Raw genomic sequence first — 26,312 nt, 5'->3', positions numbered from 1 at the left:
TCCGCGTTAATTTTTCACCGCATTCTCTGACAAAGCTGCGGGAACAATCAACCGGTTAGGCAAGGTAAAGATGAATCGGGTGCCGATGCCCTGCTCACTGAGGATCTCCAGCCGCGCGTCGTGGTGGCTGAGAGCATGCTTGACGATCGCCAGCCCCAACCCACTGCCGCCGGTCTGGCGTGAACGGGCCTTGTCGACGCGATAGAAGCGTTCGGTCAGGCGCGGAATATGCTCGGCAGCGATGCCCGGCCCATTATCACTGACCTGGAACTGCGCTCCATTTGGCGTCTGCTGCCAGCTCACCTCAATATTGGTGCCGTTCGGCGTATGATTGACGGCGTTATACACCAGGTTTGATACCGCACTGCGCAGTTGGTCGTCGTTACCGAAGACCTTGAGCTGCTCGTTCACTCGGAAAGTAATCTCATGGTTGCCCCCGCTCAGCGACTGAGCTTCGCGTTGCAGCACCCGTAGCATCAGCGGGATATCGACCCGTTCGTTCATTTCGACATTAGGCGCTGCCTCAATCCGCGACAGCGTCAGCAACTGCTTGACCAGCCCGTCCATTCGTCGGGTCTGCTCCTGCATGGTGCCCAGCGCCTTGCCGCGCAGCGAGCCATCCAGCTCTTCGTCGCTCATCATCTCCAGATAGCCCTGCAACACCGTCAACGGAGTGCGAAGCTCGTGGCTGACGTTAGCGAAGAAGTTGCGTCGCGCACCTTCCAGTTGGCGCATCTGGGTGACATCACGCGCCACCATCAGCAACTGCCCTTCGGAATAAGGCATCACACGAAATTCGACGTAATGTTCATTGTTCAACTGCAAGGTTAACGGCCGGGAGAACTCCTGCTGTTGCAGATAGTGGCTGAACTCCGGGTAACGCAGCAGGTTAAGGATGTGCTGACCATTGTCTTCCGGCCAGCGGAAACCCAACAGATGCTGCGCCAAACCGTTACACCAGAAGATATTGCCTTCGACGGTGGTCATCACCACCGCATCGGGCAGCGATTCCGCTCCGCTGCGGAAACGTTTGATCAACAGCGCCAGCTCACGACGCCGGCGACGGTTGCGCTGCTGCATCTGGTACAGTCCGTAAAACAGCGGTTCCCAGCTCCAGCGGCCAGGGGGTGGCGTCATGCTGCGATCGACCCACAGCCAGTGGGAAAGTTTGAGTTGGTTGTAGAAATTCCATACCAGCGCCGCCAGCACGGAGGCCAGCAGCAGCCAGGGCAGATAGCCGAAAATCAGCCCCAGCAGTAAGGCAGGCAGGCAGAAAAGGGCCAGCTCCAGGGCCAGCCTCTTCCAGGATAGACGTTCTAGCACGGCATATTCTCCAGCGCGGCGCGATCAGTAGCGCGTTGAGAATCGGTAGCCGGTGCCCCGAACGGTTTGAACCATTTTGTCATGACCACTGGTCTCTAACGCCTTACGGAGTCGACGGATATGCACGTCAACGGTGCGGTCTTCCACATAAACGTTAGTGCCCCAGACGTGATTAAGCAACTGCTCGCGGCTATAAACACGCTCAGGATGGGTCATAAAGAAGTGCAGTAATTTGAACTCGGTCGGCCCCATATCCAGCGCCTGTTCGTTGGCCATCACCCGGTGTGAAGAAGGATCCAGGCTCAGCCCTTGCATTTCAATCACTTCTTCCACCGCCATCGGTGAAATACGGCGCATGACCGCCTTGATGCGTGCCACCAGTTCCTTTGGCGAGAAGGGTTTGGTGATGTAATCATCCGCCCCGACTTCCAGACCACGTACCCGGTCTTCTTCTTCACCGCGGGCAGTCAGCATCATCACCGGAATATCTCGGGTCAGCGCTTCACGCTTCATATGTTTGATAAACTGAATGCCGGAGCCTCCGGGTAACATCCAGTCGAGCAACACTAAATCAGGGAACGGCTCAGACAGGCGCGTCACTGCGCTGTCATAATCCTCAGCTTCCAACGGTTGGTAACCATTCTGTTCCAACACAAAGCACACCATCTCACGGATCGGCGCTTCGTCTTCCACCACCAGTATGCGTCTTGCCATCGTCAATCCTGCCAATGTGTTAGCGATCACAGTTGATTGCGGTCGCCATTATGCGTCAGTTTTGTGACAGATTTATGAAATAAATAGCCATGAAAAAACCTGCCTGTTGTAGGCAGTAAGCATAGCGATTATTTCTAGTCACGCAGAAACATCATATTCCCTTTATAATCCCTGCCATTACTCTATCGCCCTGGGAGTGTCATGCGCCTGATCCACACCTCTGACTGGCATCTTGGCCAGTATTTTTTCACCAAAAGCCGCGCCGCCGAACATCAGGCTTTTCTGCGCTGGTTGATCGAGCAGATCGAACAACAGCAGGTGGATGCGCTGATCGTCGCCGGGGATCTGTTCGATACCGGCTCGCCGCCAAGTTATGCCCGCGAGCTGTATAACCGTTTTGTGGTCGAGCTGCAGCGCACCGGTTGCCAGTTGGTGGTGTTGGGCGGCAACCACGACTCCGTGGCAACTTTAAATGAATCGCGTGAATTGCTTTCTTGCCTGAATACCACCGTGATTGCCAACGCACAGAGCGAAACCGAACAGCAAATCCTGGTGCTGAATCAGCGCGACGGCCAGCCGGGTGCGGTGCTGTGCGCCATCCCGTTCCTGCGCCCGCGCGATTTGCTCACCAGCCGCGCCGGGGAATCCGGGGTACAAAAACAGCAGGCGCTGCAAGAGGCCATCGCCGACCATTATCAAACGCTGTATCAGGCGGCCTGTGCACGCCGTGACGCGCTGGGCTTGCCCCTGCCGATTGTTGCCACCGGCCACCTGACCACCGTAGGCGTCACCACCTCCGACTCGGTGCGCGATATCTATATTGGTACGCTGGACGCCTTTCCGGCGCAGGCCTTCCCACCGGCCGACTACATCGCGCTGGGGCATATTCACCGTGCACAAAACGTCGCCAAATCCGAACATATTCGCTACAGCGGCTCGCCGATCCCCCTCAGTTTTGACGAGTTGGGCAAGGCCAAAAGCGTGTTTATGGTGGATTTCAGCGCGGGTGCCCTGCAACAGGTCAGCGCGCTGGAGATCCCCAGCTTCCAGCCCATGCAGCTTATCAAGGGCGATTTGGCGCAGATCGAGCAACAATTGCGGCAGTTCGCCGATTATCAGGGTGAATTACCGGTGTGGCTGGATATCGAAGTGGCAACGCAGGATTACCTTAGCGACATTCAGCGCCGCATCCAGCTCCTGGCCGATCAGCTGCCGGTAGAAGTGGTGCTGTTGCGCCGCAGCAAAGAACAACGCCGCCAGGCGATTGAACAGCAGGACAAAGAAACGCTAAACGAACTGAGTGTTAATGAGGTGTTCGAACGGCGGCTGGCACAGGAACCTGAAATGGCTGAAGAACGTCGGCAGCGAATGAGCCAAATGTTCCAGCAGGTGGTCGAGACCGTTCAGCACAACGACCAGGAGCCGAGCCAATGAAAATTCTCAGCCTGAGATTAAAGAACCTCAATTCATTGCAGGGCGAATGGAAGATCGACTTCACCGCCGAACCCTTTGCCAGTAATGGGTTGTTCGCCATCACCGGGCCCACCGGCGCGGGCAAAACTACCCTGCTGGATGCCATCTGTCTGGCGTTGTACCACCAAACGCCGCGCCTTAACGTCACGCCAAGCCAAAACGAGCTGATGACGCGCCACACCGCCGAATCGCTGGCTGAGGTCGAATTTGAAGTTAAAGGCGTCGGCTACCGTGCTTTCTGGAGCCAACGACGCGCCAAAAACGCCCCGGACGGCAATTTGCAGGCACCAAAGGTCGAACTGGCGCTGCGTGAAGACGGCAAGATCCTGGCAGACAAAGTGCGCGACAAGCTGGATATGACCGCCGCGATCACCGGCTTGGATTTCGGCCGCTTTACCAAATCGATGATGCTGTCCCAGGGGCAGTTCGCCGCCTTCCTCAATGCCGACGCCAACGATCGCGCCGAACTACTGGAAGAGCTGACCGGCACCGAGATCTACGGCCAGCTTTCCGAGCGGGTTTTCGAACAGCATAAGCAGGCCAAGGCCGACCTGGATGCACTGCACCAACGCGCCAGCGGCATTGAACTGCTGAATGACGAACAGCGTCAGCAACTGGAAAATCAGTTGGTTGAGCTGGGGACGCAGGAAAATACCCTTAGCGGACAGACCCGCCAGCAGCAGCAGGCGCTGAACTGGTTACAGCAGTGGCAACAGACGCAGCACAAGCAGCAGGAATACCAACGCCAGTTGAGCGCTGCACAGCAGGAACAGGCCGCGGCCGAACCGCAACTGCAGCAGTTAGCGCGCAGCGAGCCGGCAGAAAAACTGCGACCGCTGCTTAACGAACGTAACCGCTGCCGCCACGATCAACAGGCGCTGCAACAGCAGATCGCCCAGTTGACGCAGCAGCAGGCGCAACAGCTTGCCCAGATGGCGCCGTTGCAACAGGCGGTAGAACAAGCGCGCGCGCAACTGCAGGCGCATGTTGAATACCAGCAGACTCAGCAGCGTGTGATCGACGAGCAAGTGGTTCCGCTCGATAACCAGATCGCCCAGTGGCAGAAAACCCAGGCCGAACTGCAACAGGCCTGCACTAACGCCATCCAGCAATACGCACTGCAAAAAGCGGAGCTGGAAAAGCTCGAGCTTCAGCGAGCCCAGTTAACCGTACAGGCCGGACAGCATCAGGAAAAGCTTAACGGTCTCACCGCCGCGCTGGCAACGCAGCAACAGCGGCAAAATGCGCTGGAAGCCCAGTCCCCGCTGGCGGCGCTGCGTCAGCGTCAGACCGAATTGGCCGAGCTGCGTCTGGTGCGCCAGCAGTTATTCACCCTCTCCTCGCTGTTCAGTCAGGTCAGCGAGCGGCTGGAGCAGCAGCGTAAAGAATTTGCCGCCCGGCAGACGCAACTCGGCGACCATGAAAAACAGCTCGAAGAGACGCGGCAGCAGTATAAACAACAAAAAGCCCACCAGTTGGACGTGGAGAAAGCCCTCGAGCTGGAACAGCGCATTGTCAGCCTGGAGGCCGAACGCGCTCGTCTGCAAACCGGTGAACCCTGTCCGCTGTGCGGTTCCAGCAGTCATCCGGCCATTGAGCAGTATCAGGCGGTAAAACCTTCTGAGACCGCATTACGCCTGGCCCAGATGCGCGTTACAACCGAGGCTTTGTATACTCAGGGCACCGAGTTGCGCACCCGTTGCGAAAGCCTGAAAGAACAGCAACAGCGCCAACAGCAACTCATCGCGCAAGACGAGCAACAGCTAGCCGCACACCTGCAGCAGTGGCAAACACTCAGCACACCGCTGGCGTTTGATTTTGCCCTGCAGGATGCCGAGCGTCTGAGCCAGTGGCTGAACGCCTGCGACAGCGAAGAACGTCTGGGTCAGGCCGCTCTGCTGCAACACGAGCAGGCGTCGCACGCCGTACAACAGGCCAAGGACCAATTGGCCGCACTGCAAACACAGCAGCAGCAGGCGCAACAAGACAAGGCGCGGCTGGACGAGCGTTTCACCCTGCTGGAGAGAAGCCACACCGAAGCCCAGTTGCAACAGCAGCGCTTGCAGCAGCAGTGGCAGGAGGGTGAACAAGCCCTTGGTGAGCAACGTGCGCAGCGACTGGCCCTGTTTGGCGAACAGCAAATCACGCAGGTGCGCGAACAGTTGCGCACCCGCCAGACGGCCTGTGAGCAGGCCAGCCAGCAGGCTGCCGAACAATGGCAGAAAGCCCAGGAACAACGCGATCGTCTGAGCGGCCAGTTGGCCGTACTACAGCAGCAACTGCTGCAACAGACCGAGCGGTTGCAGCAGGCAGAGCAAGAGTGGCTACAGGCGCTGGCCGCCAGTGAATTCAGCGACGAGGCCGCCTTTAGCGCCGCGCTGTTGGATGACCACCAGCGCCAGCAATTGCAACAGCGTAAAGAGCAGTTGCAACAGCGTCAGGTTGAAGCCAGCGCCCTGCTGGCCCAGGCCACAGACAGCCTGCAGCAGCAACAACAACAACGCCCTGAAGGGCTGGATGAGAGTCAGGTCGATCCCCAGACCCTGAGCCAGAGTCTGGAAGCGCTGGCACAGCAGTTAAAAACCCTGCAGCTACGCCAGGGTGAGGTGCGCAATCAGTTAGAAAGCGATGCCGCACGCCGCATCAATCAGCAGTCGCTGTTTGAACAAATCAGTCAAAGCCAGAGCCAGTACGACGACTGGAGCTATCTCAACCAGCTCATCGGCTCCAAAGAGGGGGACAAATTCCGCAAGTTTGCCCAGGGGCTGACGCTCGATCATCTGGTGTATCTGGCAAATAACCAGCTTGGGCGGCTGCATGGGCGTTACCTGCTGCAACGCAAAACCAGCGACGCGCTGGAGCTGCAGGTGGTGGATACCTGGCAGGCGGATGCGCTGCGCGATACCCGCACCCTGTCCGGCGGTGAAAGCTTCCTGGTGAGCCTGGCGCTGGCATTGGCGCTGTCCGATCTGGTCAGCCACAAGACCAGCATCGACTCGCTGTTCCTCGACGAAGGCTTTGGCACGCTGGATGCAGAAACCCTGGATACCGCGCTGGACGCGCTCGACAGCCTGAACGCCTCCGGGAAAACCATTGGCGTAATCAGCCATGTTGAAGCCATGAAAGAACGCATTCCGGTGCAGATTAAGGTGAAAAAGGTTAACGGTCTCGGCATCAGCCGGCTGGAGCCGCAGTTCCGCCTGGAATAATGCTGCACTGACTAAGAAATGTGACCGCGGCGGCAGTCCCCGGCTAAAAGCATTGAGCCAACGCTAGCAAGGGTTATGATGCGGCTGATAACAGGATTGTTACTGTATACCCGTCGCCTTTCAAGCCGCAGCGTTGTTACCTGCACTCGCTCACCCCAGTTACTTACTCAAGTAAGCGCCTGGGGATGAGCGAGTTGGCCGCCTAGCCGCAGCTTGAAATTCATAGGGTAGAGATATTTAAATACAGGCAAAACCTGACGCACGGGATCGCTCCTGTGCGTCAGGTTTTTTCGTTTTCAGCATGCTGAAACATCCGGGAATAGCCATGAAGATCGAAAAAATACTCAATAATAACGTGGTGATTACGCTGGACGATCGTCAGGAAGAAACGGTCGTCATGGGGAAAGGTATTGGTTTTAAAAAGAAGGCTGGCGATCCGCTGGACGAAAGCCTGATCGAGAAGATCTTCACCCTGAACGGCAGCGAAATGGCCGAGCGCTTTAAAACGCTGCTGTCGGAGATCCCGTTGGCCTGCGTGACCACCGCCGACAAGATCATCACCCTTGCCCGCCAGCGTCTGCCGGGTAAGTTGCACAACATCGTCTATATCACGCTGACCGATCATATCCACTTTGCGCTGCAGCGCCACGCGCAAGGGCTGGACATTAAAAACGTGCTGCTGTGGGAAATCAAAAAACTCTACCCGGCGGAGTTTGCCGTCGGGCTGGAAGCGCTGGCGCTGATCGCTCAACGACTGGGCACCGCCCTGCCGGAAGATGAGGCCGGGTTTATCGCTCTGCACCTGGTCAACGCCCAACTGAATGACGAAATGCACAACACCCTGCACATCACCCGGGTGATGCAGGAGATCCTGAACATCGTCAAATATCACTTCCGTTTTGACTACAACGAAGAAGCCCTGAGCTATCACCGTTTTGTCACCCATCTGAAGTTCTTTGCGCAGCGCCTGCTGGGGAAAAACTACGTCGACAGCGACGACGATTCGCTCTATCAGGTAGTGAAAGAAAAGTACCGCGAGTCCTTCGCCTGCTCAGGCAAGATTAACCAACACATCGAAAAAAATTACCAGCACCAGCTAACCAGCGAAGAAATGATGTTCCTGACTATTCATATCGAACGGGTACGCAGCGAGAGCGAAGTGAAATAGATCTAGCGCCGGGCGTCAAACACCCGGATGCCATACTGCGGGAAAGCGGCATCGGCGGAAATCAACGTCAGCCCTTCGGCCTGCGCCTGGGCGATCAGCATGCGATCAAAAGGATCCTGATGATGCGGCGGCAATTGGCCCGCCTGCTGACCATGAAAGGCGGCCATCGGCAACGGCAGAAAATCTTCGGCATCAATTACCTCGAAAATGTCCTCCGGCAGCGCCAGCTTGCCCAACGCCCGCTTAATCGAAATCTCCCAAATGCTGGCCGCGCTGACGTACACCACATTACCGGGATCGGCGATCTGCCTTCTGGCGTTCTCCCCCAGGCTGGCGTCATCGATCAGCCACCACAGCAACGCATGGGTATCCAGCAGCAGACGTTTCATTCATCGCCCTCAAACAGCGCGGTGATATCTGCATCGCCATCATTAAAATTGTCCGGCACGGTAAACTTGCCCTTGGCGGCACCAGGCTTACGGGTTTGCCCCTTGATGGCCATCAGTTGAACATACGGCTTCCCTGCTTTCGCTATAATCACGGTCTCTCCCTGTGCGGCTTTATCCGCCAGTTGGCTCAGGTTGGATTTGGCTTCGTGCATATTGGCCTGGATAGGCATACGCGATCTCCTTAGCTAAGTTAGCTAAAGCATAGAGGGGAGTCTAATTTTTGTACAGAGAATTGATTAAAGCGCGAGCGGGCCCGCGCTTTTTTGCAACAGTTACAGCTGTGGCCACAACCAGGCCGCGCCGCGCACGCCGCTGGAGTCGCCGTGGACGGCCTTGCGGATCGGGGTTTCACATTCGCCGCCGAATACCCAGGATTTCACTAACTGCGGTACCCGCTGATACAGACGATCCACATTGCTCATCCCGCCGCCCAACACCACCACGTCCGGATCAAAAATATTGATCACGTGCGCCAGCGACTTCGCCAACCGCAGCTCGTAACGGCTGATGGCTTGCTCTGCCAGCCTGTCCCCTTGCTCCACCAACGTCATGATTTCATGCCCTTTCAGCGGGTTGCCGCTCAAACGTGCATAGTCGGTGGCAAAACCGGTACCGGAGATAAAGGTTTCAATGCAGCCCTGCTTCCCACAGTAACAAGGGACCTCTGCGCGAAAACGCAGCTCGTCCTCATCCAACCACGGCAGCGGGTTATGCCCCCACTCGCCAGAGATCCCGTTCCCGCCCGAGTGTGCCTGGCCGTTGATCGCCACTCCAGCACCGCAGCCGGTGCCGATAATCACCGCAAACACGGTTTGCTTGCCGGCGGCAGCGCCATCGGTGGCTTCCGATACCGCCAGACAGTTGGCATCGTTGGCAATACGGACTTCACGCGCCAGCATCGCTGACAGGTCTTTATCCAGCGGTTGGCCGTTGAGCCACACCGAGTTGGCGTTTTTGACCAGCCCGGTATAGGGCGACAGCGTGCCGGGAATGCCCACGCCGACCGAGCCCTGCTGGCCGGTATTTTCTTCTGCCAGCTTCACCAGACCGGTAATCGCATCCAGCGTTTGCTGGTAGTCATGGCGCGGCGTGGCGATGCGATGGCGGAACAGTTCCTGCCCATCGTTAGCCAACGCGATCACTTCAATTTTGGTGCCACCCAGGTCGATACCAATGCGCACGATTTTTCTCCTCAATGCACCACAACGTTGCCACAGCCTAATATATTCAGTTGCCAGGATCACTCAATCAGCGCCGAGTGTGACGGTGATGGCAATTTCCGCATCAGATCCACACCGACTACCGCTTATTAATTAGCCATCGGGTACACTGCAGTTAGCCAGTTAACTTATTGATAACATTTTCCGCATCATAAAATCCGGAGAGCAGCGATGAAACCTGCCATATTGATTGTCGATGACGACCCCGCTATCTGTGATCTGCTCTGCGACGTGCTCAATGAGCACGTATTTACCGTGCATGCCTGCCACCGGGGCAGCGAGGCGCTGACGCTACTCAACCAGCAGCCGGACATTGCGCTGGTGCTGCTTGATCTGATCCTGCCGGACACCAACGGCCTGCTGGTGTTGCAGCAGATCCACCGGCTGCGCCCGGATCTGCCGGTGGTGATGCTGACCGGCCTGGGCTCCGAGTCCGACGTGGTGGTCGGTCTGGAGATGGGTGCCGACGACTACATCGCCAAACCCTTTAACCCACGCGTGGTGGTCGCCCGCGCCAAGGCGGTATTACGTCGTACCGGTGCCTTGGCGCTGGAACCGGCCGCCGCCGGTCACAACAAACCCGAAGGCTGGCAGTTTAACGGCTGGTGTCTGGATACTGCCCGCTGCACCTTGCACAACCCGCAGCGACAACCGGTCGATCTGACCCAGGGCGAATACGGCCTGCTGCTGGCGCTGGTGCAACATGCGCGCAAAGTACTGACCCGCGACCGCCTGTTGGAACTAACCCACAGCGAAACGCTGGAGGTGTTCGATCGCACCATCGACGTGCTGATCATGCGGTTACGACGCAAAATCGAGAGCAATCCACATCAGCCAGAATTGATCCGTACCATTCGCGGGCTGGGCTATGTTTTTGCCGCCGACGTCAGCCAACCGGTGGCTGTCGCCTGATATAATCCTGCAGTTCCGGCAAGGATCGTGCGCCATCGATCGCGTTGGCGCACAGTAAATTGAACCGCGCACAGGCATGTGCCAACTGCAACGTCGCTACCAACGGCCAGTCTTCATGGCTGGCGTACAACACACCGGCGCAGAAAGCATCCCCGGCACCGACGCTGCCGACAATTTCGCTTTCACTGACACGCCAAGACGGCTGCCAGCGCGCTTCTCCCCCTTGCTCGACACCGTATGCGCCTTCCGGGCAGTGGATCACCACTCGTCGCCGCACACCGGCCTGCAATAACTGTTCTGCCGCCTCGGCCATCAACTGCGGCTGCACCTCACCATTAGCCGCACGCAATGCCAGCCCGGTAAACTCACCGGCCTCCAGTTCGTTGATCACCAGATAATCCAGCCAGCGCAGTGCCGGTAACACCAGCGGGCGATAGCGTGGATCCCCCTGGCGCGACACCAGATCCAATGAAGTCTGGTAACCGCGCTGCTGCATCTGTGCCAGCAGGCGGGCGCTGCGAGTGCCGAATTCCTCATCCGGTCGATCCAGGCTGTCGAGTAGCAGCAGATAACCCAGATGGAAAATTTTATGCTCGCTGTCCAGTCCGTCAAAATCGGTCAGATCCAGACACCGATTGGCACCCGGAGCATGGAAAAACGTCCGCTGCCCGCCCGGTTCGGTCATCACCTGCGACATGGCGGTCATGGCCGTTTCGCTACGCCGCACCAGGTCGCTGTCGACCCGATGCTGCGCCAGCATCTGCAGGATGTAGTCACCATCCGCATCGCAGCCGATCAACCCGAGCGCCGCCAGCGGCAATCCGGTCTCCATACGTGCCAATGTCAGCAGCACATTCAGTGGGGCACCGCCGGTGGCTCGTTGGCTGTGTTCAATCTCCACCAACCAGCCCGGCTGCGGCCAGTGAGCAATTTGATGCACATGATCCACCAGCATATTGCCGGCCGAAACAATGCCACGCCGGTTCATCACAACCGTCCGGCGCTGCCGAAAATATGCATCTGCTGCTGCACCACTTCGCTGATCGACTGCTCCACCGCCAGCAGCACTTCGGCAAACTCATCGTAAATCGCGTGGCGCTGCGTGATGCGCTGTTCAACCGCCCCCAGCGCTGCCTGCGACATGCCGGTATAGAAGTTGATTTTGTGAATGCCCAGGCCGATCGCACGTTTGAAATCGGCATCGCTGATGCCGGACCCGCCGTGCAGCACCAGCGGGATACCGGCCTGCTGCTGGATCGCCGCCAGCCGCTCAAAATCGAGCTTCGGCTCGCCTTTGTATTTGCCGTGCGCATTGCCAATCGCCACCGCCAGCGCATCAATGCCGGTCAATTCGACAAACTCGCGCGCCCGCTGCGGATCGGTAAATTTGTTGCTGTCCGCCTCACCGTACAGCGCACCCCCTTCGTCACCGCCGACCGCCCCCAGTTCCGCCTCCACCGAGACGCCGACCGCGTGGCACATGCGTACCACTTCCTGCGTCTGACGTACGTTCTCTTCGTAGCTCAGGCCGGAGCCGTCGAACATCACCGAGCTGAACCCCAGTCGCAGCGCCTGCACTACTGCTTCGAAATGCAGGCCGTGATCCAGGTTCAACACCACCGGAATATCGTGCTGCGCCACTTCGCTTTTAATCGCCGCCACCAGGGATTCCAGCGAGACGTACTTAAAGTGCACTTCGGCAATATTGATAATAAAGGGCGATCTCGCCGCCTGCGCCGCGGCAAACAAGGCACGCAGAAAGTGGCTGTCGAGCACGTTGAACGCGCCCAGCGCATAACCGTGTTGACGAGCCTGCGCCAACCCCTGCGCCAGTGAAATCAATGCCATGCTGGTTCTCCTTAAGCGATAAAGCGTAAGTATTCGTGACACAGCAACCACTGCGGCGGCTGGTCTTCTTCAAGCTGGCTAAAACGACTGAGCGGCAGCAGGAAACGGTTGTCGTTGTCGTCATCGTTCACCGTCGACACTTCGCCCACCAATACGTCACCAAACCCCTCCTCGCCCCAGAAGCTATGATAGATACCCGGCGTCAGGCAGATGCTTTCTCCCGGTGCCAGCCGCAGGCGCGAACCGGCGGCGTGGGTCTGTCGGCAGCCATCCAGCGTCACGGTCACCGCGCTATCGGCCAGCCCTTCCTGAAGGTCTGCGTTATACAGCTCGACGATCAGGTTGCCACCACCACGGTTGATAATGTCTTCCCGCTTGCGCCAGTGGAAATGCATCGGCGTCACCTGCGTTTCGCGACAATGCATGATTTTCTCCGCGTAGCCTTTGGCGTAAGGTTGCCCACCGGGCGAACCGTTACGCAGGGTAAATAGCGTTAACCCTTTGCGGGCGAAATCATCGTCGCCAAATGCCGTGACGTCCCAACCCAGTTTCAGGTCAAACACTTCCTGCCACGGCTGACGATCGAGCTGCTGCCAGACCGCTGGGCTAAAATGGGCAAACGGCGGCAGATGGACGTCGAAGCGGGCAAAAAAATGCTGGGTTTGCTGCAGGATTTGGTTCACGGCGGAACGGTTCATGGTGCCTCCGGAAGCGATAAGGAATGAGGGGCCCGATCGGGCAGGCCCCGCCGATAACAGGTTATTTCACCGTCCAGCCTTTGTAGCTGCCGATATTGTTTTTATCGATCATGGTTACCGGGATCAGCACCGGGCCGGTTGGCGCGGGTTTACCCTGCAGAATGTCGTAACCGATCTCGACCGCCTTGGCCGCCATCACCTGAGGATCCTGTGCCGGCGTCGCGACAAACAGCGATTTTCCGCCGCGCTTGAGCGCCTCTTCACCGTCCGGCGATCCATCTACGCCAACAATAAAGAATTCGCTGCGCTGCGCCTGCTTGGCGGCCAGATCGGCACCGATCGCCGTAGGATCGTTAATCGCGAACACCCCGTCGATCTTCGGATTGGCCGCCAACAGCGCGGTCATGATCTCCAGCCCACCTTCACGGCTACCCTTGGCGTTTTGGTTATAAGACAGCAGTTTGATCTCCGGGTGTTTCTTCAGCTCGGTCATGCAACCTTCTACCCGGTTTTGCACGGCAGACACCGGCGGCCCGTTGATGATCACCACGTTGCCTTTCTCTTTCAGGCGATCGCTGATGTATTTACAGGCCATCGCCCCGGCCTGGGTGTTGTCCGAGGTGATCGTGGCATCGGCCCCTTCGGCCGCCACGTCAACCGCCACCACCACGATACCGGCATCCTTGGCGCGTTTTACCGCCGGGCCGATGCCCTTGGAGTCTGCGGCGTTCAGGATGATCATATCGACCTTGGCAGCGATAAAGTTGTCGATCTGCGCCACCTGCTGGCCAAGATCATAACCGCTCGACACCAGCGTCACGTTGACCTTGTCGCCGGCCAACTCACGCGCTTTCATTTCCGCACCCTTGGTGATCTGGACAAAGAACGGGTTGGCCAAATCGCCTACCGTCACCCCAATCGATTTCAACTCTTTTGCCTGCACCAACGAGGCACTGCCGAGCGCGGCGGTAACCAGTAAAGCGGTAATCAATGGCTTGAAACGCATAGTGTTTTCCTCATTATTTTCCGATCTACGAAAAATCTGCCCCGGTGGGCGCCAACCAACCTTTCTTTATCACCCAACCTACCCTATGGATTTCAAGTTGCAGCCAGGCGGCCAGCTAGTTCATCCCCAGGCGCTTACTTGAGTAAGTAACTGGGGTGGGCTAGTGCAGGTAACAACGCTGCGGCTTGAAAGACGACGGGTAAGCTAGTGCTGGTAATTGCGGGTGCGGTACTTGTCTATCAGCACAGCTATGATGATCACCGCCCCTTTGATCACCAATTGCCAGAAGTATGAGACGCCCATCAGCGTCATGCCGTTGTTCAGGGTGGCGATAATCAGCGCCCCCACCAGCGTGCCGGTAATGGTGCCAATGCCGCCGACAAAACTGGTGCCGCCGAGGATCACCGCAGCGATCGCGTCCAGTTCATAGCCCATGCCGAGGTTGCCGTTGGCGCTGTACAAGCGTGAGGCACTCATTATCCCCCCCAACCCTGACAGCAAGCCGCTCATGCCGTAGACGAACAGCAGTACCGCACCGACCTTGATCCCGGTCAGGCGCGCCGCCTGGATATTACCGCCCACCGCATAGATATAGACGCCCAGGGTAGTGCGGCGCAGGATGAACCAGCACAGCGCGATCACCGCGAAAGCGATAATCACCAGCCAGGGGATCGGCCCCAGATAAGAGTTGCCGATCCATTCAAAACTGATGTCAGAATTGATGATGGTGGTACCGTCGGCCAGCAAGTAAGCCGCACCGCGCAGGGCGGTATAGGTCCCCAGCGTGACAATAAACGGCGGCAGCCCGGCATAGGCCACCAGAAAACCGTTAAACAACCCCATGCCCAAACCGGCCAGCAGCGCCAGGGGGATCGACAACCCGGCCAGGCCCGGCATCAGTGAGACCGCCATCGCCACCACCGCGGTGGTACCCAGCATCGAGCCCACCGAGAGATCGATACCGCCGGTCAGGATGATGAAGGTCATACCCGCCGCCAATACGATGTTAATCGACGCTTGCCGGGCAATATTCAGCAGGTTGGCGTCGGTAAAGAAATTTGGCGCGACAAAGCCGAAAACCGCGACGATCAGGATCAAGATCGGCAAGATCCCGACGGTTTGCATCATATCGCCCAAAAATGCCCGTTTCAGCGTCGGATTTTTTGCGGCCGGTGGCAGCGGATTTGAAGTCATGACAGGCTCCTTGAGCGTAGGGATAGAATTATTCATGGCTGGCCGCCTCCAGGACAGGTTCGACGCCGGTAGCCAGCGTCATAATGCTCTCCTGACTGATCTCGCCGCCGCTCAGCTCCCCGGCAATGCTGCCTTCGTGCATCACGTAGACCCGGTCACTCATGCCGACCACCTCGGGCAGTTCACTGGATATCATCAGGATCGCCACTCCCTGCTGCGCCATCTGGCTCATAATGCGGTAAATTTCGCTTTTGGCGCCGACGTCAACGCCGCGTGTCGGTTCATCGAGGATCAGAATTCGCGGGCCGATCGCCACCCAGCGTGAAATCAGCAGCTTTTGCTGGTTGCCGCCGGACAGCCCACCGGCCCGTACCTGAGCATGCGGCACGCGAATATTCAGCAGGCCGATGGCATCGCTGGAAATACGCTGTGCCTTGCGGCGATTAAGCAGGCCATAGCGCCCGTCGCGCTCCAGCGTCGCCATAACGATATTTTCATGCGCCGCCAGATCGAGGAACAAGCCCTGCTCTTTGCGGTTTTCGGTGAGAAAACCGATGCCCAGCGCAATGGCGTCGCGCGGTGAATGGATATTGGCCGGTTTGCCGTCAATTTCTACCGTACCGCCGATCGGCTTGCGCACGCCGAAAATCAACTGCGCCAGTTCGGAACGTCCTGCCCCCACCAGCCCGGCAAGACCGACGATCTCTCCGGCACGGACCTGCAGGCTGACCGGTTTCACTTTCTTGCCGTCGGTCAGCCCGTGTAGCGTCAGGCGCGGCTCACCCACGGCAATACCTTGTTCCTTGTTGAACAAATCGCTCAGTGGACGGCCCACCATCATGCGCACCAATTCGCTGGCAGACAGTTTGTCGCGCATCAGGCTACCGACGTACTGGCCGTCGCGCAGCACGCTAACGCGATCCGACAGCTCGTACACTTCCGCCATGCGGTGGCTGATGTAAATGATCGCCATTCCCTCATCGCGCAGACGTTTGATCAACTCAAACAGCCGATGCGTCTCACGCGAAGAGAGTGCCGCCGTCGGTTCGTCCATCACCAGAATACGGCTGTTGCGGTGCAGCGCGCGGGCGATTTCCACCTGCTGCTGTTCGGCGATGGTTAATTTCATCACCCGATCGCCGGCGCTGAACTGCGCGCCCAAACGATCGATCACCTTCTGTGCTTCCAGCAACATCTGCTGGCGCTTCACCAGGCCACCGCGCTGGATCTCGCTGCCCAGAAAAATGTTTTCCGCCACCGTCAGATTCGGCGCCAGATTCATTTCCTGATAAATCAGCGTGATGCCTGCTGCCAGGGCATCTTTTGGCCCTTTAATGGCAAACGGCTGCCCATCGATAAAAATTTCCCCGCTGCTGGCGATATAAGCGCCGGCCAATATTTTCATTAACGTGCTTTTACCCGCGCCGTTTTCACCCATCAGCGCGTGGATCTCACCGCTATAAACCGTCAGGTTGACGCCTTTCAGCGCATAGAACTGACCAAAACTCTTGGCGATGTTGTGCATTTCCAGAATCGGGGTTGCGCTCATCGTCATACCTCAGGTTGCGGTTCGGATTGAGTGCAGTTAACCACGCATAAATAAATGCAAAATGTCAGCGGCCGTTCATCTTTGTCATATTGTTAATGGAACGAGGATTTATACTGCGAACAGTCAGTTACGGGGGATACGATGCGCAGACTGCCTTTCCTTGCCGGTGCACGTGGGCGCCTGCTGATGTTCAACCTGCTGGTGGTGGCGGTGACGCTGATGGTCAGCGGCGTGGCGATCGTCGGTTTTAACCATGCGGGCAAGCTGCAGGAACAGGTGCAGGCACAGACGCTGAAAGAAATGAACGGCAGCATGGCGCTAAGCCGGGATACCTCCAACGTGGCGACCGCCGCCATTCGGCTTTCACAGGTGGTGGGCGCGCTGGAGTACCAGAGCGAATCGGCCCGCCTGAAGCAGACCCAGTTAGCGCTGCAGGCCTCGCTCAGCCGACTGGCGGACGCTCCGTTGGCACACAGCGAGCCGGAACTGGTCCAGCGCATCATCAGCCGCAGCAACGCGCTGGAAACCAGCGTGACCCGCATGCTGGATCTCGGCCATGCGCGGCATCTGCAACGCAATATCCTGCTCAGCGGGCTGTATCAGTCACAGAGCACACTGCGGCATATCGCCAGCCTCAATCAGCGTAATAACCTGGACCAGCCTTCGCTGCCGCTGCTGAGCCAGATCGACCGACTGCTGGCGATCGCCATTCAAACCCCAACACCCAAGGCCGCCGCCCAACAGCTCGACAGCGTGATGGCCTACTGGCCGCAGCGCAGCCCGGATGCCCTGGTAGACGAGAAAATGCGGCAGTTTCGCGACAGTGAGCAGCGCCTGCTGCCCGAAACGCTGGAGCTGGAGCAAAGCGATCTGGCGCTGGCCTATTACACCTACCATATCAAAGCCCTGGTGGCGATGCTCAACGACGACATCAACCTTTACGTGCAGAAGGTGGCGGACGAGTCGGAGCTGCGCACCCACCAAACGCATCGTGAGCTCAGCTCCATCAGCTGGTTTATCGGCCTGTTCGCACTGTTGGCGCTGGTGATTACCGGCTTCGCCGGGCTGTATATCTACCGCAATCTCGGTTCGAACCTGACGGCGATCGCCGGTGCCATGACGCGGCTGGCGCGCGGTGAACGTGACGTCAGCGTACCGGCGTTGCAACGGCGTGACGAACTGGGCGAATTGGCGCGGGCATTCAACGTCTTTGCGCGCAACACCGCTTCGCTGGAACAGACCTCCCGCCTGCTGAAAGAAAAAAGCACCCAACTTGAAACCACCTTTTTGGCGATGCGCGACGGCTTTGCGCTGTTCGATAACGACGGCCAATTGGTGGTGTGGAACCCGCAGTATCCGTTGTTGCTGGGGCTCAACGAACACCAGTTACACCGTGGTCAGCACTACCGTGAGTTGCTGCAACACGTGACGCCACCGGCGGGCCAGCGTTGGGAAGCGGTACTGGCTAACCTGACCAGCGAACTGCCGCAGCCACAGGAGCTGCGCCTGAGCGATGGCCGCACCGTCGAACTGCGCTTTAGCCCGGTACCCAATCGCGGCGTAGTCAACGTGGTGCTGGAACGCACCGAGCGCAAAGCGCTGGAAGAGGCGCTGCTGCACAGCCAAAAAATGAAGGCGGTCGGCCAGCTCACCGGCGGTCTGGCGCATGATTTTAACAACCTGCTGGCGGTGATCATCGGCAGCCTGGAACTCACCACCCAACAGACTCAGGATGCGCAGACCGAGCAGCGCATCGCCCGCGCGCTGAAGGCCGCCGAACGCGGTGCACAGCTTACCCAGCGTTTACTGGCCTTCTCGCGTAAACAGGCACTGCACCCGCAGGCCGTCACACTGCAGTCACTGGTGGAGAATCTGCAGGAGCTGCTGCGTCACTCTCTGCCTACCACGCTGTCGCTGAGCATTGAGTCTCAGCGGCCCGGCTGGCCGGCGTGGGTCGATGCCAATCAGTTGGAAAATGCGCTGATCAACCTGGTGGTCAACGCCCGGGATGCCATGGAAGGCCGTAGCGGCGTAGTGAAGATCCGCATCTACAACCAGCGGGTACAACGCAGCGGCGGCAAAAAGCAGGACATGGTGGCGCTGGAGGTGATCGACACCGGCTGCGGTATGTCGGAAGAGGTGAAGGCACAGGTGTTCGAGCCCTTCTTCACCACCAAGCCCGTCGGCAGTGGCAGCGGGCTGGGGTTGTCGATGGTGTATGGTTTTGTCCGCCAGTCCGGCGGTCGGGTGCAGATTGAGACCGCGCCGGGCGAAGGTACGCTGGTTCGTCTGCAACTGCCGCGAGCCCCTACACCGGCCGTCGTGCAAGCGCCAACACTGCCGCCCGAGGAAAACGACGGCACCGACAATCTGGTGCTGGTGCTGGAAGATGAAAACGACGTGCGTCATACGCTGTGTGAGCACCTGCACCAGCTCGGCTACCTGACGCTGGACTGCGCGGAGAGCCATGAGGCGCTGGCCCTGCTGCGCCAGACGCCGGATATTGGGGTATTGATCAGCGATCTGATGTTGCCGGGTGAACTGGATGGCGTGCAGGTGATTGGCCTGGCGCGAGAGATTAATCCGCATATCACCGCGCTGCTGATCAGCGGTCAGGATATACGCCGCCACCACGAAGACACACTGCCCAATGTGGAACTGCTGCGCAAGCCTTTCAGCCAGCGGCAACTGGCGCTGGCACTGCAACGGGCACGCCATTCAAACGCGGCCGGCGACGCAATTAGGAGGGAATGAGGCGATTTTTCGCCTCTGATTCGTTATTATGCCGCCCTGCTTTTGATGAATCAGCGTGCCAGACGCACGCCCAGCCAGGGATAACATTATGCTGTGGTTTAAGAATTTGATGGTTTACCGTTTGAGCCGCGAAGTGGCGTTAAACGCGGATGAAATGGAAAAACAGCTCAGCGCTTTTGCTTTCACCCCGTGCGGCAGCCAGGACATGGCGAAGACCGGCTGGGTTTCCCCGATGGGCTCACACAGCGAGTCACTGACGCATGCGGTTAACGGCCAGATCGTTATCTGCGCGCGCAAGGAAGAAAAAATCCTGCCGTCGCCGGTCATCAAACAAGAGTTGCAGGCCAAGATTGAACGCCTGGAAGGCGAACAGCACCGCAAGCTGAAGAAAACCGAGAAAGATGCGCTGAAAGATGAAGTGCTGCACAGCCTGTTGCCACGCGCCTTCAGCCGCTTTAACCAGACCTTTATGTGGATCGACACGGTAAACGACCTGATCATGGTTGATGCCGCCAGCGCCAAACGCGCGGAAGACACCCTGGCGCTGCTGCGCAAGAGCCTGGGCTCACTGCCGGTGGTGCCGTTGACCATGGAAAGCCCAATCGAACTGACGCTGACCGAATGGGTGCGTTCCGGCGAACTGCCGGCCGGATTTATCATTCAGGACGAAGCGGAGTTGAAAGCAATTCTGGAAGACGGCGGCGTGATCCGTTGCAAAAAACAGAACCTGATCAGCGATGAGATTGCGGTGCATATCGAAGCCGGCAAGCTGGTGACCAAGCTGGCAGTGGACTGGCAAGAGCGTATTCAGCTGGTACTGGCAGACGACGGCTCACTGAAGCGTTTGAAATTTGCCGATACGCTGCGTGAACAGAATGACGATATCGATCGTGACGACTTCGCCCAGCGTTTTGACGCCGACTTTATCCTGATGACCAGCGAACTGGCGGCGTTAATCAAGAACACCATCGAAGCCCTGGGTGGCGAAGCCCAACGTTAATCCTGCCTGAAAATACCAAGGGCTCTGCATGCAGAGCCCTGATTTATCACCGAAGGGTGAAAATTATTTACTTAAGTAACGGCACAGGTAGGCGGTTGCGTCAGCCACCTGCAGGTTGAACTCACTGTGGGCCGGCACGAAGAATTTCTCACCCGGCATAAACACCTGCCAGTCCGGCGAGCCCGGCAGCAACACTTTCAACGCTCCGGTAATCACGGTCATTTCTTCCGGCTGGGCGGTGGTAAAGGTGTACTCTCCCTCTTCCATAACACCGACGCTGGTAAGGCCGATGCTGCTACTATCGAAACCGATAGACTTCACTTTTCCGGCAAAATACTCGTTCACTTTCAGCATAGACTGACACCCGCGTAATCAACTTTATGGGAAATCCATATTGGGGGATTGCGGTTGATCTGTCACTGGTTTTTCTCACGAAATGCGATCGTGGCGCAGAGTAAAACTCTGCCGAGCAGTTGACCGTCAGCCCGCCGTTCTGGATCCACGGCCAAAAGCACGCAGCGGCGCCCCCGACGGACCGCGAGATAAGATTTTATTAGCTTTTTTAATCAGTCGATTAGCTCTGCAGCCAGCTTGGCCACCAGCGCGTTGGACAACAGCACCGGTATTTCAAGCCGTGCCTGCAGGAAATCACGATGCTGGCGGTGATAACCGATACAGTCGAGCACCACTACCTGCGCCCCCTGCCGCTGCAGCTCGCACGCGGCCAACTCCAGTACCGCGTCATCCGCCAGATAAGGGCTGGCAACGGCGAAACAGGGCGGCGTCGCCAGTAACTGCCACTTGCCTGCCTGCTGGCTGATTTGCTCCGCCACCGGCACCACAATGCCAACCCGATGTTGGCTGACGATGGCAGAAATCAGCGGTGGAATAATGCGATCCGGCTCCAGTAACAGCGCCTGTTCTGCATGCAACTGACCAAACTCCCCGGTGCACAACAGCAGGATCACCTCGCAACCCTCCGCTTCCAGCGCATTGATTTTCTGCTGCAACCCCTGCTCAACCCGCGAGGCCGCCAATCTCACCTGTGTGCCGTCCAGCAGGCGTGAAACCAACACCTTCTCTCCGGCCTGCGGTGCGTAACCTTCGTCAATCTGGCGGGTATTCAGCCCGTCCAGCAACCCAACGTGCCTCACCTGCTCCGCGGGCAGATAGGCAGACAGCAACGGCATGATGTCGTTGCGCGGCGCCTGGCCGATAGTCAGCGTGGCAAATGAGGCATTCATCCGGTTATTTCCTTTTTTGCAGGTGGCTCAGGCTGCCGTACAGCGCCAGCAGCTGCGCATATTCGTCGACCTGATAAAAATGACAGGTACCGCGCCCGAACTCTTTCGCCACTTCCACCGCAAACTTAACGGTTAGCGCAATATCCACTTCATGGCTGGCACCGGTACCGCAGCCCGGCACCACCGACTCGGTACAAATCGCCACGCCAACCACCGGTGCAGAGGTCGCGGTAGAAGGCTGCAGAATGCTGTTCAGATGGTGCACCCCGTTACCGTACGGCGTAATGTCCTGGGTGGTGATCGGGAAGGTCACCGCCGGGCGACCGCTGGTCATCTCCATAATCCGCAGCAGATCTTCCGCCACCCGCAGGATGTAGCCTTCCTTCACCGTCGGCGACAACGCATAACCTTTGTGGTTGATGATGCGATTGCCCTTGGTGGTGTCGATGGACAAAATCGCATCGACCTCCGCCACCACTTCATTATCGTTCATCGTCACGTCATCGATCGGTGAATCCATAAAATCGACCGGATCGTGCGGACGAGTGGGCGCATCTGGACAAATATGGGTGGTGATGATCACATCGCCCGCCAGCACATCGCCCTTGCGCTGCATTTCCGCCAGTTTCAGCGCACTGGCAATCGCAGCGATCGCCCCGTCGCCGTCGGATACCAGGCCAATACGCGTTGGCCGCGCACCGATGCCGCCCAATCGGCCGATGATGCCCAACGTCGGCGCATCGCCACCCTGACTTTTACCGGCGCTGCCGGGGATCTCAATGCGCACGAAGTCGGTCGCACCTTTCGGCCCGCTGGCGCGCAGCGTGCTGGCCCGGATACCGGGATACGACGTGAACAGATCGACGACCTCCTGACCGCTCGCGTAAGCACTATCAATTAATTCAAAGACCTGCAGCGTTTGTTGCAAACTCATAATGGGTTGACCTCACAATTTAACCGGATGGGTTATTTCCCTTTGCTGGAAAAAATGGAATTGAAGAAGCTGTACAGCGCGTCACCGGCGATAAAACCGGCTGCCATGATCTCCATCGGCGTGCGGCCCTTGTCACCCCAGCGGCGAATAATCAGGATGCGCAGCGCAATACCGACGAGCACGGCCCAACCCGCCAACGCGTTATTGATCAACAGGCCGGTGGCCAACAGCACACCGAGCTGACGCTTGGGTCCGCCAATCCACTGTACGATGGCTCCGGGGATCGCCCAGATCAGCAGGCTGTAGGCAATGCCCGGCTGGGCACCCGCCTCGATGGTTTTGGCATACACCCGTGCAACCGGCGGGATCAGGTCCTGCAGGAAGTAGCTGGTGTAAGCGAAGTACACCACCGGGATGGCAACGACAAAGGCGATCAATGCGGCAAACAACTGAATGCGGCGCCCCAGCAGCTCCTGCTGCAGGTCTTTGCCGTAGCCACGCAGAATGAAGCCGGCTTTCAAATCAAAGCCCATGTCGGCGAATGCCGGGCCGGTGGCGGCGGTAAACCCGGTCAGCACGCACAGCGCCAACGGTGGGAAACCAATCAGAATGCCGATAATCAGGGTAATCAGCGCCACAGCAAAGGCCGGGAACCAGCCGGAATGCATCGCGGCAATGCCGACGATCAACTCATGCACGAAGGCGGCAAACGCGGCGTAAATCACAAACAACACCAGCATGCCCAGCGACATCTCGCTGTACAGCCCAGCGGCCAATGCCAGCAGCGCCGCAATAACGATATAGCCCACCGCGCCCAACCCCAGTGCCTTGCGGACTTCGCTGTCGTCCCGGCTGAAACCGGCGGTGTCCGTGTGTTTGCTGCGGATCACCTGCACCACCTGGATCAACGCCACCAGCCCGGCACCGACCATCACTCCGTGAGGGATGAAATTCGCATTGATGTCGAAACCCGCCATCGGTTCTGCGTAGGCTCGCAACAACAGGCCAACACCAAACATACCCAATGCCCAGATATTGCCGATAAACGCGGTACCAAACGCCGCCATCGGGATTTTAAGCATCGAACCGGCGATACCTACCGCCACGCCTACCACCAACAGCCAGGCCTGTTTACCGCCCCGGTCACCGGCCTTAATGGCTTCCGCCGCCGCGACGCCCGGTGGCCAGGCATTGGCCGCAGGAAAGATTTTGGTGTCAAACATGCGATACAGCAGGTAGGCGTCCAGCAACATCGCCGCAGCCACCCCGCAAAACATCGGCAGGATCAGCTGCGGTTGCCCCATCACATAAGGCACGGCAATCGGCATCAGCAATGAGTTGGCAGCGCCAAAGGTGGCGGAAGAGATCACCGTCTGCGCCAGGTTTTGCGTATGCACCGAGCGGTAACGCTGGAACATTTGCAGCGGAATACGCGCCAACAACATGGCGAGTAACGCGCCAATGATCGACGTGTTGGGCGTAACCCCCAGCGTGGTGATCAACTGCACGCCGATAATTGCGCCGACGATGGACAGCAGCACCATCACCAGCAGGGTGCCAATATCTTTCAACGGATTGATGCTGCTATTTGGTTTCATCGTTTTAATTTCCCTGAATATTCCCTGGCGTTTGACCACGTTAATTTCGGCATAAAGCGGCCATCGCAGTTCCAAATATTGGAACTGCGAATGAAATTAAAGAGTTATTACCCATAACGCTAAGTGAGATAATTAAGAAATTCCCTGGTGTTGGTTTTCTTTAATTATCGGGTGCTGACGAACTGTTTCGGTGTGTTATTTGATCTGTTGCCAATAATCATCACCGAGTTTTTCCGCCAATTGCCGGGATACTGTCATTAATGCCTCCAGCACGCCGGGTGAATACGGCTGTTCTTCCGCCTGCGTGGGGAAAGACAAGCACAGACCGACCGTTTCATTGCGGTGTTTGTTGGTCACCGCAGTCGCCAGCGAACTGATGCCTTGCAGGGTTTCGTTGCGCGCCAGGGACCAGCCCTGCCGCCGGATCTGCGCCAGCTTATTCAATAACGCCTCCAGCGTTTGCGGAGCGTTAGGTGAAGCCGCACGGTAGCCGGCCGTAAAACGCGCTATCACCTGTTCATCGCTGTCACGCGCCAATATCGCCCGGCCCACCGAGGTTTCCGCCACCGGTGAACGGCTGCCTGCCGGCGTCACCACCTGGAGGAAATGGCGGCCAGGGAACATGCGCATCACCATGATTTCCTGCGCCTCCAGCACCGAGACATAACCCGTGCAGTGGGTCTGTTGACTGAGCTGCACCATGTTGGCTGCCACGCTGTCGACCAACGGCGTCGACAGATAGTGACTGGAGACTGATAACAACAAACGGCCAATTTTATACAGCTTGCTGTCAGCATCCCGTTCCAGCATGCCCTGGATTTCCATAGTCTGCAGCAGGCGTGATGCGGTGCTTTTTGGCAACGCCAATTGATTCACCACATCACTGAATGAAATACCGGACTGGCCGTGCATCATTCGCTGTTGTGAAAATAACTTTAATACCGCAGCAGCATTTTCCAGTGTTGTCATGATGCGCCTTGTTCCACTATATGGAACTTAGTTCCTGTTTGATAATAAGAAACTAAAACTCGTACAACTTATCGTCAAGCAGTTTATTTTCCATCCTGTAGGTTAATAGCAGCGGATGATGCTTCGCTAAATTAAATACAACAGAGAACGCTGATAAAACAGGTCAATTACCGCGTGGTTATTCGACTGTACCGTTATAAACCAGCATGTCATGCTAATTTGGCACGGCGTTGCGAGGTAATTAGTGAAAGTGGTAAGCGGAATAAATAAAGAAACCGACCTGACGCCGGTTTCTGAGGCGAGCTAATTAATCTTCCAGCGCCGGATCTTCATAGCGGTGCTTGGCATCGAGCGCTTCCTGCTCGGTAGGGTGTTCACTGAGTAGCGTATTGGGCTCAATGTCATCGGTGCGCACCTCAAAACGGTGCATATTCAAGCTCGGGTCGCCCCGGTCAACGGCGACCACTCGGGCAGTTCTCGGATAGCCAGGCCGATTATTTTCGCGCATGCTGATCTCCCCTGTCGTTTACACAGAGTTAAGTATAGCAGTGGTATTTATACCGACACGCGCGACCCCAAATCGCGATCGTCGTGCTCACCTTCCAGCAGTTGTGTCAGCTCATCGCAGGCGCAGATCTTGCCGTCGCGTACGGTGAAATGCGCCAACACCTTGATCAGGCTGCGGGCACCGTCACGTTTTTCCACCCGTACCCGGTGGTGGGTCAGTACCGAATCTCCCTGCCCGGCCACGGCGACGATCTCCAGCGTCATGCTGCGGGTGAGTTGTTTCAGTAACGCCATATGCTGGATAAAATGGACGTAATCCAGCGTGTTACCGTCCACCTGCTGATGGTAATCCTCACTGAAAAACTCAGCGATCAGCACCGGCTGGTGTTGAGGTGCCGCGACGACCCGTTGCAAGGCCTCGAGCACGAGGGCGGTTGGGGTTTTCAGGCTCATCATTTATCTCCAAAATTGAATGATGTGGAGATCATAGATCAGGCAGAAGGTGGCATAATAACCGTAACTGGACTTTCTATACGGAAAATC

24 protein-coding genes are annotated in these 26,312 nt (G+C 57.7%); 6 read left to right on the top strand and 18 right to left on the bottom strand.

Annotated features, from left to right (window positions below; translation table 11 throughout):
• Positions 1–6 precede the first annotated feature (6 nt).
• Positions 7–1,323 carry a phosphate regulon sensor histidine kinase PhoR gene (gene phoR, locus NHG65_RS04930; protein ID WP_085115417.1) on the bottom strand — a complete coding sequence of 439 codons (1,317 nt, stop codon included), beginning with the start codon at positions 1,321–1,323 and terminating at the stop codon, positions 7–9.
• Positions 1,324–1,347: 24 nt separating this feature from the next.
• Positions 1,348–2,037, bottom strand: coding sequence for a phosphate response regulator transcription factor PhoB (gene phoB, locus NHG65_RS04925; protein ID WP_020825449.1), 690 nt, complete (start codon positions 2,035–2,037; stop codon positions 1,348–1,350).
• Between the two features lie 201 nt (positions 2,038–2,238).
• On the opposite strand from phoB, the gene sbcD reads away from it, so the two are divergent.
• The 3 genes from sbcD to licT all read left to right on the top strand — a co-directional run bounded on the left by sbcD (position 2,239) and on the right by licT (position 7,887).
• Entirely contained in the window at positions 2,239–3,471 is a 1,233-nt protein-coding gene (gene sbcD / locus NHG65_RS04920) for an exonuclease subunit SbcD (protein ID WP_413502074.1), read from the top strand.
• Positions 3,468–6,719 carry an exonuclease subunit SbcC gene (sbcC, locus tag NHG65_RS04915; RefSeq protein WP_499182995.1) on the top strand — a complete coding sequence of 1,084 codons (3,252 nt, stop codon included), beginning with the start codon at positions 3,468–3,470 and terminating at the stop codon, positions 6,717–6,719. The genes sbcD and sbcC overlap by 4 nt, the downstream gene beginning before the upstream one ends.
• Before the next feature lie 325 nt (positions 6,720–7,044).
• Entirely contained in the window at positions 7,045–7,887 is an 843-nt protein-coding gene (gene licT / locus NHG65_RS04910) for a BglG family transcription antiterminator LicT (protein ID WP_099062319.1), read from the top strand.
• Positions 7,888–7,889: 2 nt separating this feature from the next.
• Here the strand turns inward: licT and NHG65_RS04905 are convergent, their stop codons facing one another.
• From NHG65_RS04905 to mak, 3 genes are all read right to left on the bottom strand, one after another.
• On the bottom strand, positions 7,890–8,276 hold the full coding sequence (locus NHG65_RS04905) for a type II toxin-antitoxin system VapC family toxin (RefSeq protein ID WP_085115413.1): 387 nt from the start codon (positions 8,274–8,276) through the stop codon (positions 7,890–7,892).
• Entirely contained in the window at positions 8,273–8,506 is a 234-nt protein-coding gene (locus NHG65_RS04900; protein ID WP_099062320.1) for a type II toxin-antitoxin system Phd/YefM family antitoxin, read from the bottom strand. The genes NHG65_RS04905 and NHG65_RS04900 overlap by 4 nt, the downstream gene beginning before the upstream one ends.
• A gap of 102 nt (positions 8,507–8,608) precedes the next feature.
• Positions 8,609–9,517: a fructokinase gene (gene mak / locus NHG65_RS04895; RefSeq protein WP_261415391.1), complete on the bottom strand. Its 909-nt coding sequence runs from the start codon at positions 9,515–9,517 to the stop codon at positions 8,609–8,611.
• Between the two features lie 210 nt (positions 9,518–9,727).
• Here mak and NHG65_RS04890 point away from each other — a divergent pair, with 210 nt between their 5' ends.
• Positions 9,728–10,468, top strand: coding sequence for a response regulator (locus NHG65_RS04890; RefSeq protein WP_112347729.1), 741 nt, complete (start codon positions 9,728–9,730; stop codon positions 10,466–10,468).
• Here the strand turns inward: NHG65_RS04890 and NHG65_RS04885 are convergent.
• The 6 genes from NHG65_RS04885 to NHG65_RS04860 all read right to left on the bottom strand — a co-directional run bounded on the left by NHG65_RS04885 (position 10,443) and on the right by NHG65_RS04860 (position 16,763).
• Positions 10,443–11,456 carry a carbohydrate kinase family protein gene (locus tag NHG65_RS04885; RefSeq protein ID WP_261415390.1) on the bottom strand — a complete coding sequence of 338 codons (1,014 nt, stop codon included), beginning with the start codon at positions 11,454–11,456 and terminating at the stop codon, positions 10,443–10,445. The two genes, NHG65_RS04890 and NHG65_RS04885, sit on opposite strands and share 26 nt — an antisense overlap.
• A complete protein-coding gene (locus NHG65_RS04880; protein ID WP_012005474.1) occupies positions 11,456–12,316 on the bottom strand; it encodes a ketose 1,6-bisphosphate aldolase in 861 nt (286 codons plus the stop codon). Before NHG65_RS04880 ends, NHG65_RS04885 begins: the two co-directional genes overlap by 1 nt.
• Positions 12,317–12,327: 11 nt before the next feature.
• The gene (locus tag NHG65_RS04875; protein WP_413502076.1) at positions 12,328–13,014 is read right to left on the bottom strand and encodes a D-lyxose/D-mannose isomerase; all 687 of its coding nucleotides are present in this window, start codon (positions 13,012–13,014) and stop codon (positions 12,328–12,330) included.
• A gap of 61 nt (positions 13,015–13,075) precedes the next feature.
• Positions 13,076–14,020 (bottom strand): ABC transporter substrate-binding protein, encoded by a 945-nt coding sequence (locus NHG65_RS04870; RefSeq protein ID WP_085115406.1) that lies wholly within the window; start codon positions 14,018–14,020, stop codon positions 13,076–13,078.
• A gap of 204 nt (positions 14,021–14,224) precedes the next feature.
• On the bottom strand, positions 14,225–15,214 hold the full coding sequence (locus NHG65_RS04865; protein WP_499182994.1) for an ABC transporter permease subunit: 990 nt from the start codon (positions 15,212–15,214) through the stop codon (positions 14,225–14,227).
• A gap of 28 nt (positions 15,215–15,242) precedes the next feature.
• Positions 15,243–16,763, bottom strand: coding sequence for a sugar ABC transporter ATP-binding protein (locus NHG65_RS04860; protein ID WP_207976295.1), 1,521 nt, complete (start codon positions 16,761–16,763; stop codon positions 15,243–15,245).
• A 141-nt stretch (positions 16,764–16,904) separates the two neighbouring features.
• On the opposite strand from NHG65_RS04860, the gene NHG65_RS04855 reads away from it, so the two are divergent.
• A complete protein-coding gene (locus NHG65_RS04855; RefSeq protein ID WP_261415387.1) occupies positions 16,905–19,517 on the top strand; it encodes an ATP-binding protein in 2,613 nt (870 codons plus the stop codon).
• 88 nt (positions 19,518–19,605) lie between these two features.
• Entirely contained in the window at positions 19,606–20,517 is a 912-nt protein-coding gene (rdgC, locus tag NHG65_RS04850; RefSeq protein WP_012005468.1) for a recombination-associated protein RdgC, read from the top strand.
• 63 nt (positions 20,518–20,580) lie between these two features.
• Here rdgC and ppnP read toward each other — a convergent pair whose 3' ends face one another.
• From ppnP to NHG65_RS04815, 7 genes are all read right to left on the bottom strand, one after another.
• Entirely contained in the window at positions 20,581–20,871 is a 291-nt protein-coding gene (ppnP, locus tag NHG65_RS04845; RefSeq protein WP_099062330.1) for a pyrimidine/purine nucleoside phosphorylase, read from the bottom strand.
• Between the two features lie 212 nt (positions 20,872–21,083).
• Entirely contained in the window at positions 21,084–21,761 is a 678-nt protein-coding gene (locus tag NHG65_RS04840) for an AroM family protein (protein WP_207976299.1), read from the bottom strand.
• 4 nt (positions 21,762–21,765) lie between these two features.
• A complete protein-coding gene (locus NHG65_RS04835) occupies positions 21,766–22,695 on the bottom strand; it encodes a DUF1177 domain-containing protein (RefSeq protein WP_099062332.1) in 930 nt (309 codons plus the stop codon).
• A gap of 32 nt (positions 22,696–22,727) precedes the next feature.
• Positions 22,728–24,293, bottom strand: a complete 1,566-nt coding sequence (locus NHG65_RS04830) for an OPT/YSL family transporter (protein WP_099062333.1) — start codon at positions 24,291–24,293, stop codon at positions 22,728–22,730.
• Positions 24,294–24,488: 195 nt separating this feature from the next.
• Positions 24,489–25,262, bottom strand: coding sequence for an IclR family transcriptional regulator (locus tag NHG65_RS04825; RefSeq protein ID WP_099062334.1), 774 nt, complete (start codon positions 25,260–25,262; stop codon positions 24,489–24,491).
• A gap of 307 nt (positions 25,263–25,569) precedes the next feature.
• Positions 25,570–25,770 (bottom strand): YaiA family protein, encoded by a 201-nt coding sequence (locus NHG65_RS04820; protein ID WP_099064866.1) that lies wholly within the window; start codon positions 25,768–25,770, stop codon positions 25,570–25,572.
• A 47-nt stretch (positions 25,771–25,817) separates the two neighbouring features.
• A complete protein-coding gene (locus NHG65_RS04815) occupies positions 25,818–26,222 on the bottom strand; it encodes a nuclear transport factor 2 family protein (protein ID WP_489844782.1) in 405 nt (134 codons plus the stop codon).
• Positions 26,223–26,312: the final 90 nt, after the last annotated feature.

The organism is Serratia myotis (genome assembly GCF_027474885.1).
In the GTDB taxonomy this organism is placed as follows: Bacteria; Pseudomonadota; Gammaproteobacteria; order Enterobacterales; family Enterobacteriaceae; genus Serratia; species Serratia proteamaculans.
This window is presented reverse-complemented; position numbering and strand designations above follow the sequence as displayed.

Excerpts from the sequence above, each read along its gene's own strand:
- phoB (WP_020825449.1), bottom strand. The coding sequence starts at position 2,037 with ATGGCAAGACGCATACTGGTGGTGGAAGACGAAGCGCCGATCCGTGAG.
- sbcD (WP_413502074.1), top strand. The coding sequence starts at position 2,239 with ATGCGCCTGATCCACACCTCTGACTGGCATCTTGGCCAGTATTTTTTC.
- sbcC (WP_499182995.1), top strand. The coding sequence starts at position 3,468 with ATGAAAATTCTCAGCCTGAGATTAAAGAACCTCAATTCATTGCAGGGC.
- licT (WP_099062319.1), top strand. The coding sequence starts at position 7,045 with ATGAAGATCGAAAAAATACTCAATAATAACGTGGTGATTACGCTGGAC.
- NHG65_RS04905 (WP_085115413.1), bottom strand. The coding sequence starts at position 8,276 with ATGAAACGTCTGCTGCTGGATACCCATGCGTTGCTGTGGTGGCTGATC.
- NHG65_RS04900 (WP_099062320.1), bottom strand. The coding sequence starts at position 8,506 with ATGCCTATCCAGGCCAATATGCACGAAGCCAAATCCAACCTGAGCCAA.
- NHG65_RS04890 (WP_112347729.1), top strand. The coding sequence starts at position 9,728 with ATGAAACCTGCCATATTGATTGTCGATGACGACCCCGCTATCTGTGAT.
- NHG65_RS04885 (WP_261415390.1), bottom strand. The coding sequence starts at position 11,456 with ATGAACCGGCGTGGCATTGTTTCGGCCGGCAATATGCTGGTGGATCAT.
- NHG65_RS04880 (WP_012005474.1), bottom strand. The coding sequence starts at position 12,316 with ATGGCATTGATTTCACTGGCGCAGGGGTTGGCGCAGGCTCGTCAACAC.
- NHG65_RS04875 (WP_413502076.1), bottom strand. The coding sequence starts at position 13,014 with ATGAACCGTTCCGCCGTGAACCAAATCCTGCAGCAAACCCAGCATTTT.
- NHG65_RS04870 (WP_085115406.1), bottom strand. The coding sequence starts at position 14,020 with ATGCGTTTCAAGCCATTGATTACCGCTTTACTGGTTACCGCCGCGCTC.
- NHG65_RS04865 (WP_499182994.1), bottom strand. The coding sequence starts at position 15,214 with ATGACTTCAAATCCGCTGCCACCGGCCGCAAAAAATCCGACGCTGAAA.
- NHG65_RS04860 (WP_207976295.1), bottom strand. The coding sequence starts at position 16,763 with ATGAGCGCAACCCCGATTCTGGAAATGCACAACATCGCCAAGAGTTTT.
- NHG65_RS04855 (WP_261415387.1), top strand. The coding sequence starts at position 16,905 with ATGCGCAGACTGCCTTTCCTTGCCGGTGCACGTGGGCGCCTGCTGATG.
- rdgC (WP_012005468.1), top strand. The coding sequence starts at position 19,606 with ATGCTGTGGTTTAAGAATTTGATGGTTTACCGTTTGAGCCGCGAAGTG.
- ppnP (WP_099062330.1), bottom strand. The coding sequence starts at position 20,871 with ATGCTGAAAGTGAACGAGTATTTTGCCGGAAAAGTGAAGTCTATCGGT.
- NHG65_RS04840 (WP_207976299.1), bottom strand. The coding sequence starts at position 21,761 with ATGAATGCCTCATTTGCCACGCTGACTATCGGCCAGGCGCCGCGCAAC.
- NHG65_RS04835 (WP_099062332.1), bottom strand. The coding sequence starts at position 22,695 with ATGAGTTTGCAACAAACGCTGCAGGTCTTTGAATTAATTGATAGTGCT.
- NHG65_RS04830 (WP_099062333.1), bottom strand. The coding sequence starts at position 24,293 with ATGAAACCAAATAGCAGCATCAATCCGTTGAAAGATATTGGCACCCTG.
- NHG65_RS04825 (WP_099062334.1), bottom strand. The coding sequence starts at position 25,262 with ATGACAACACTGGAAAATGCTGCTGCGGTATTAAAGTTATTTTCACAA.
- NHG65_RS04820 (WP_099064866.1), bottom strand. The coding sequence starts at position 25,770 with ATGCGCGAAAATAATCGGCCTGGCTATCCGAGAACTGCCCGAGTGGTC.
- NHG65_RS04815 (WP_489844782.1), bottom strand. The coding sequence starts at position 26,222 with ATGAGCCTGAAAACCCCAACCGCCCTCGTGCTCGAGGCCTTGCAACGG.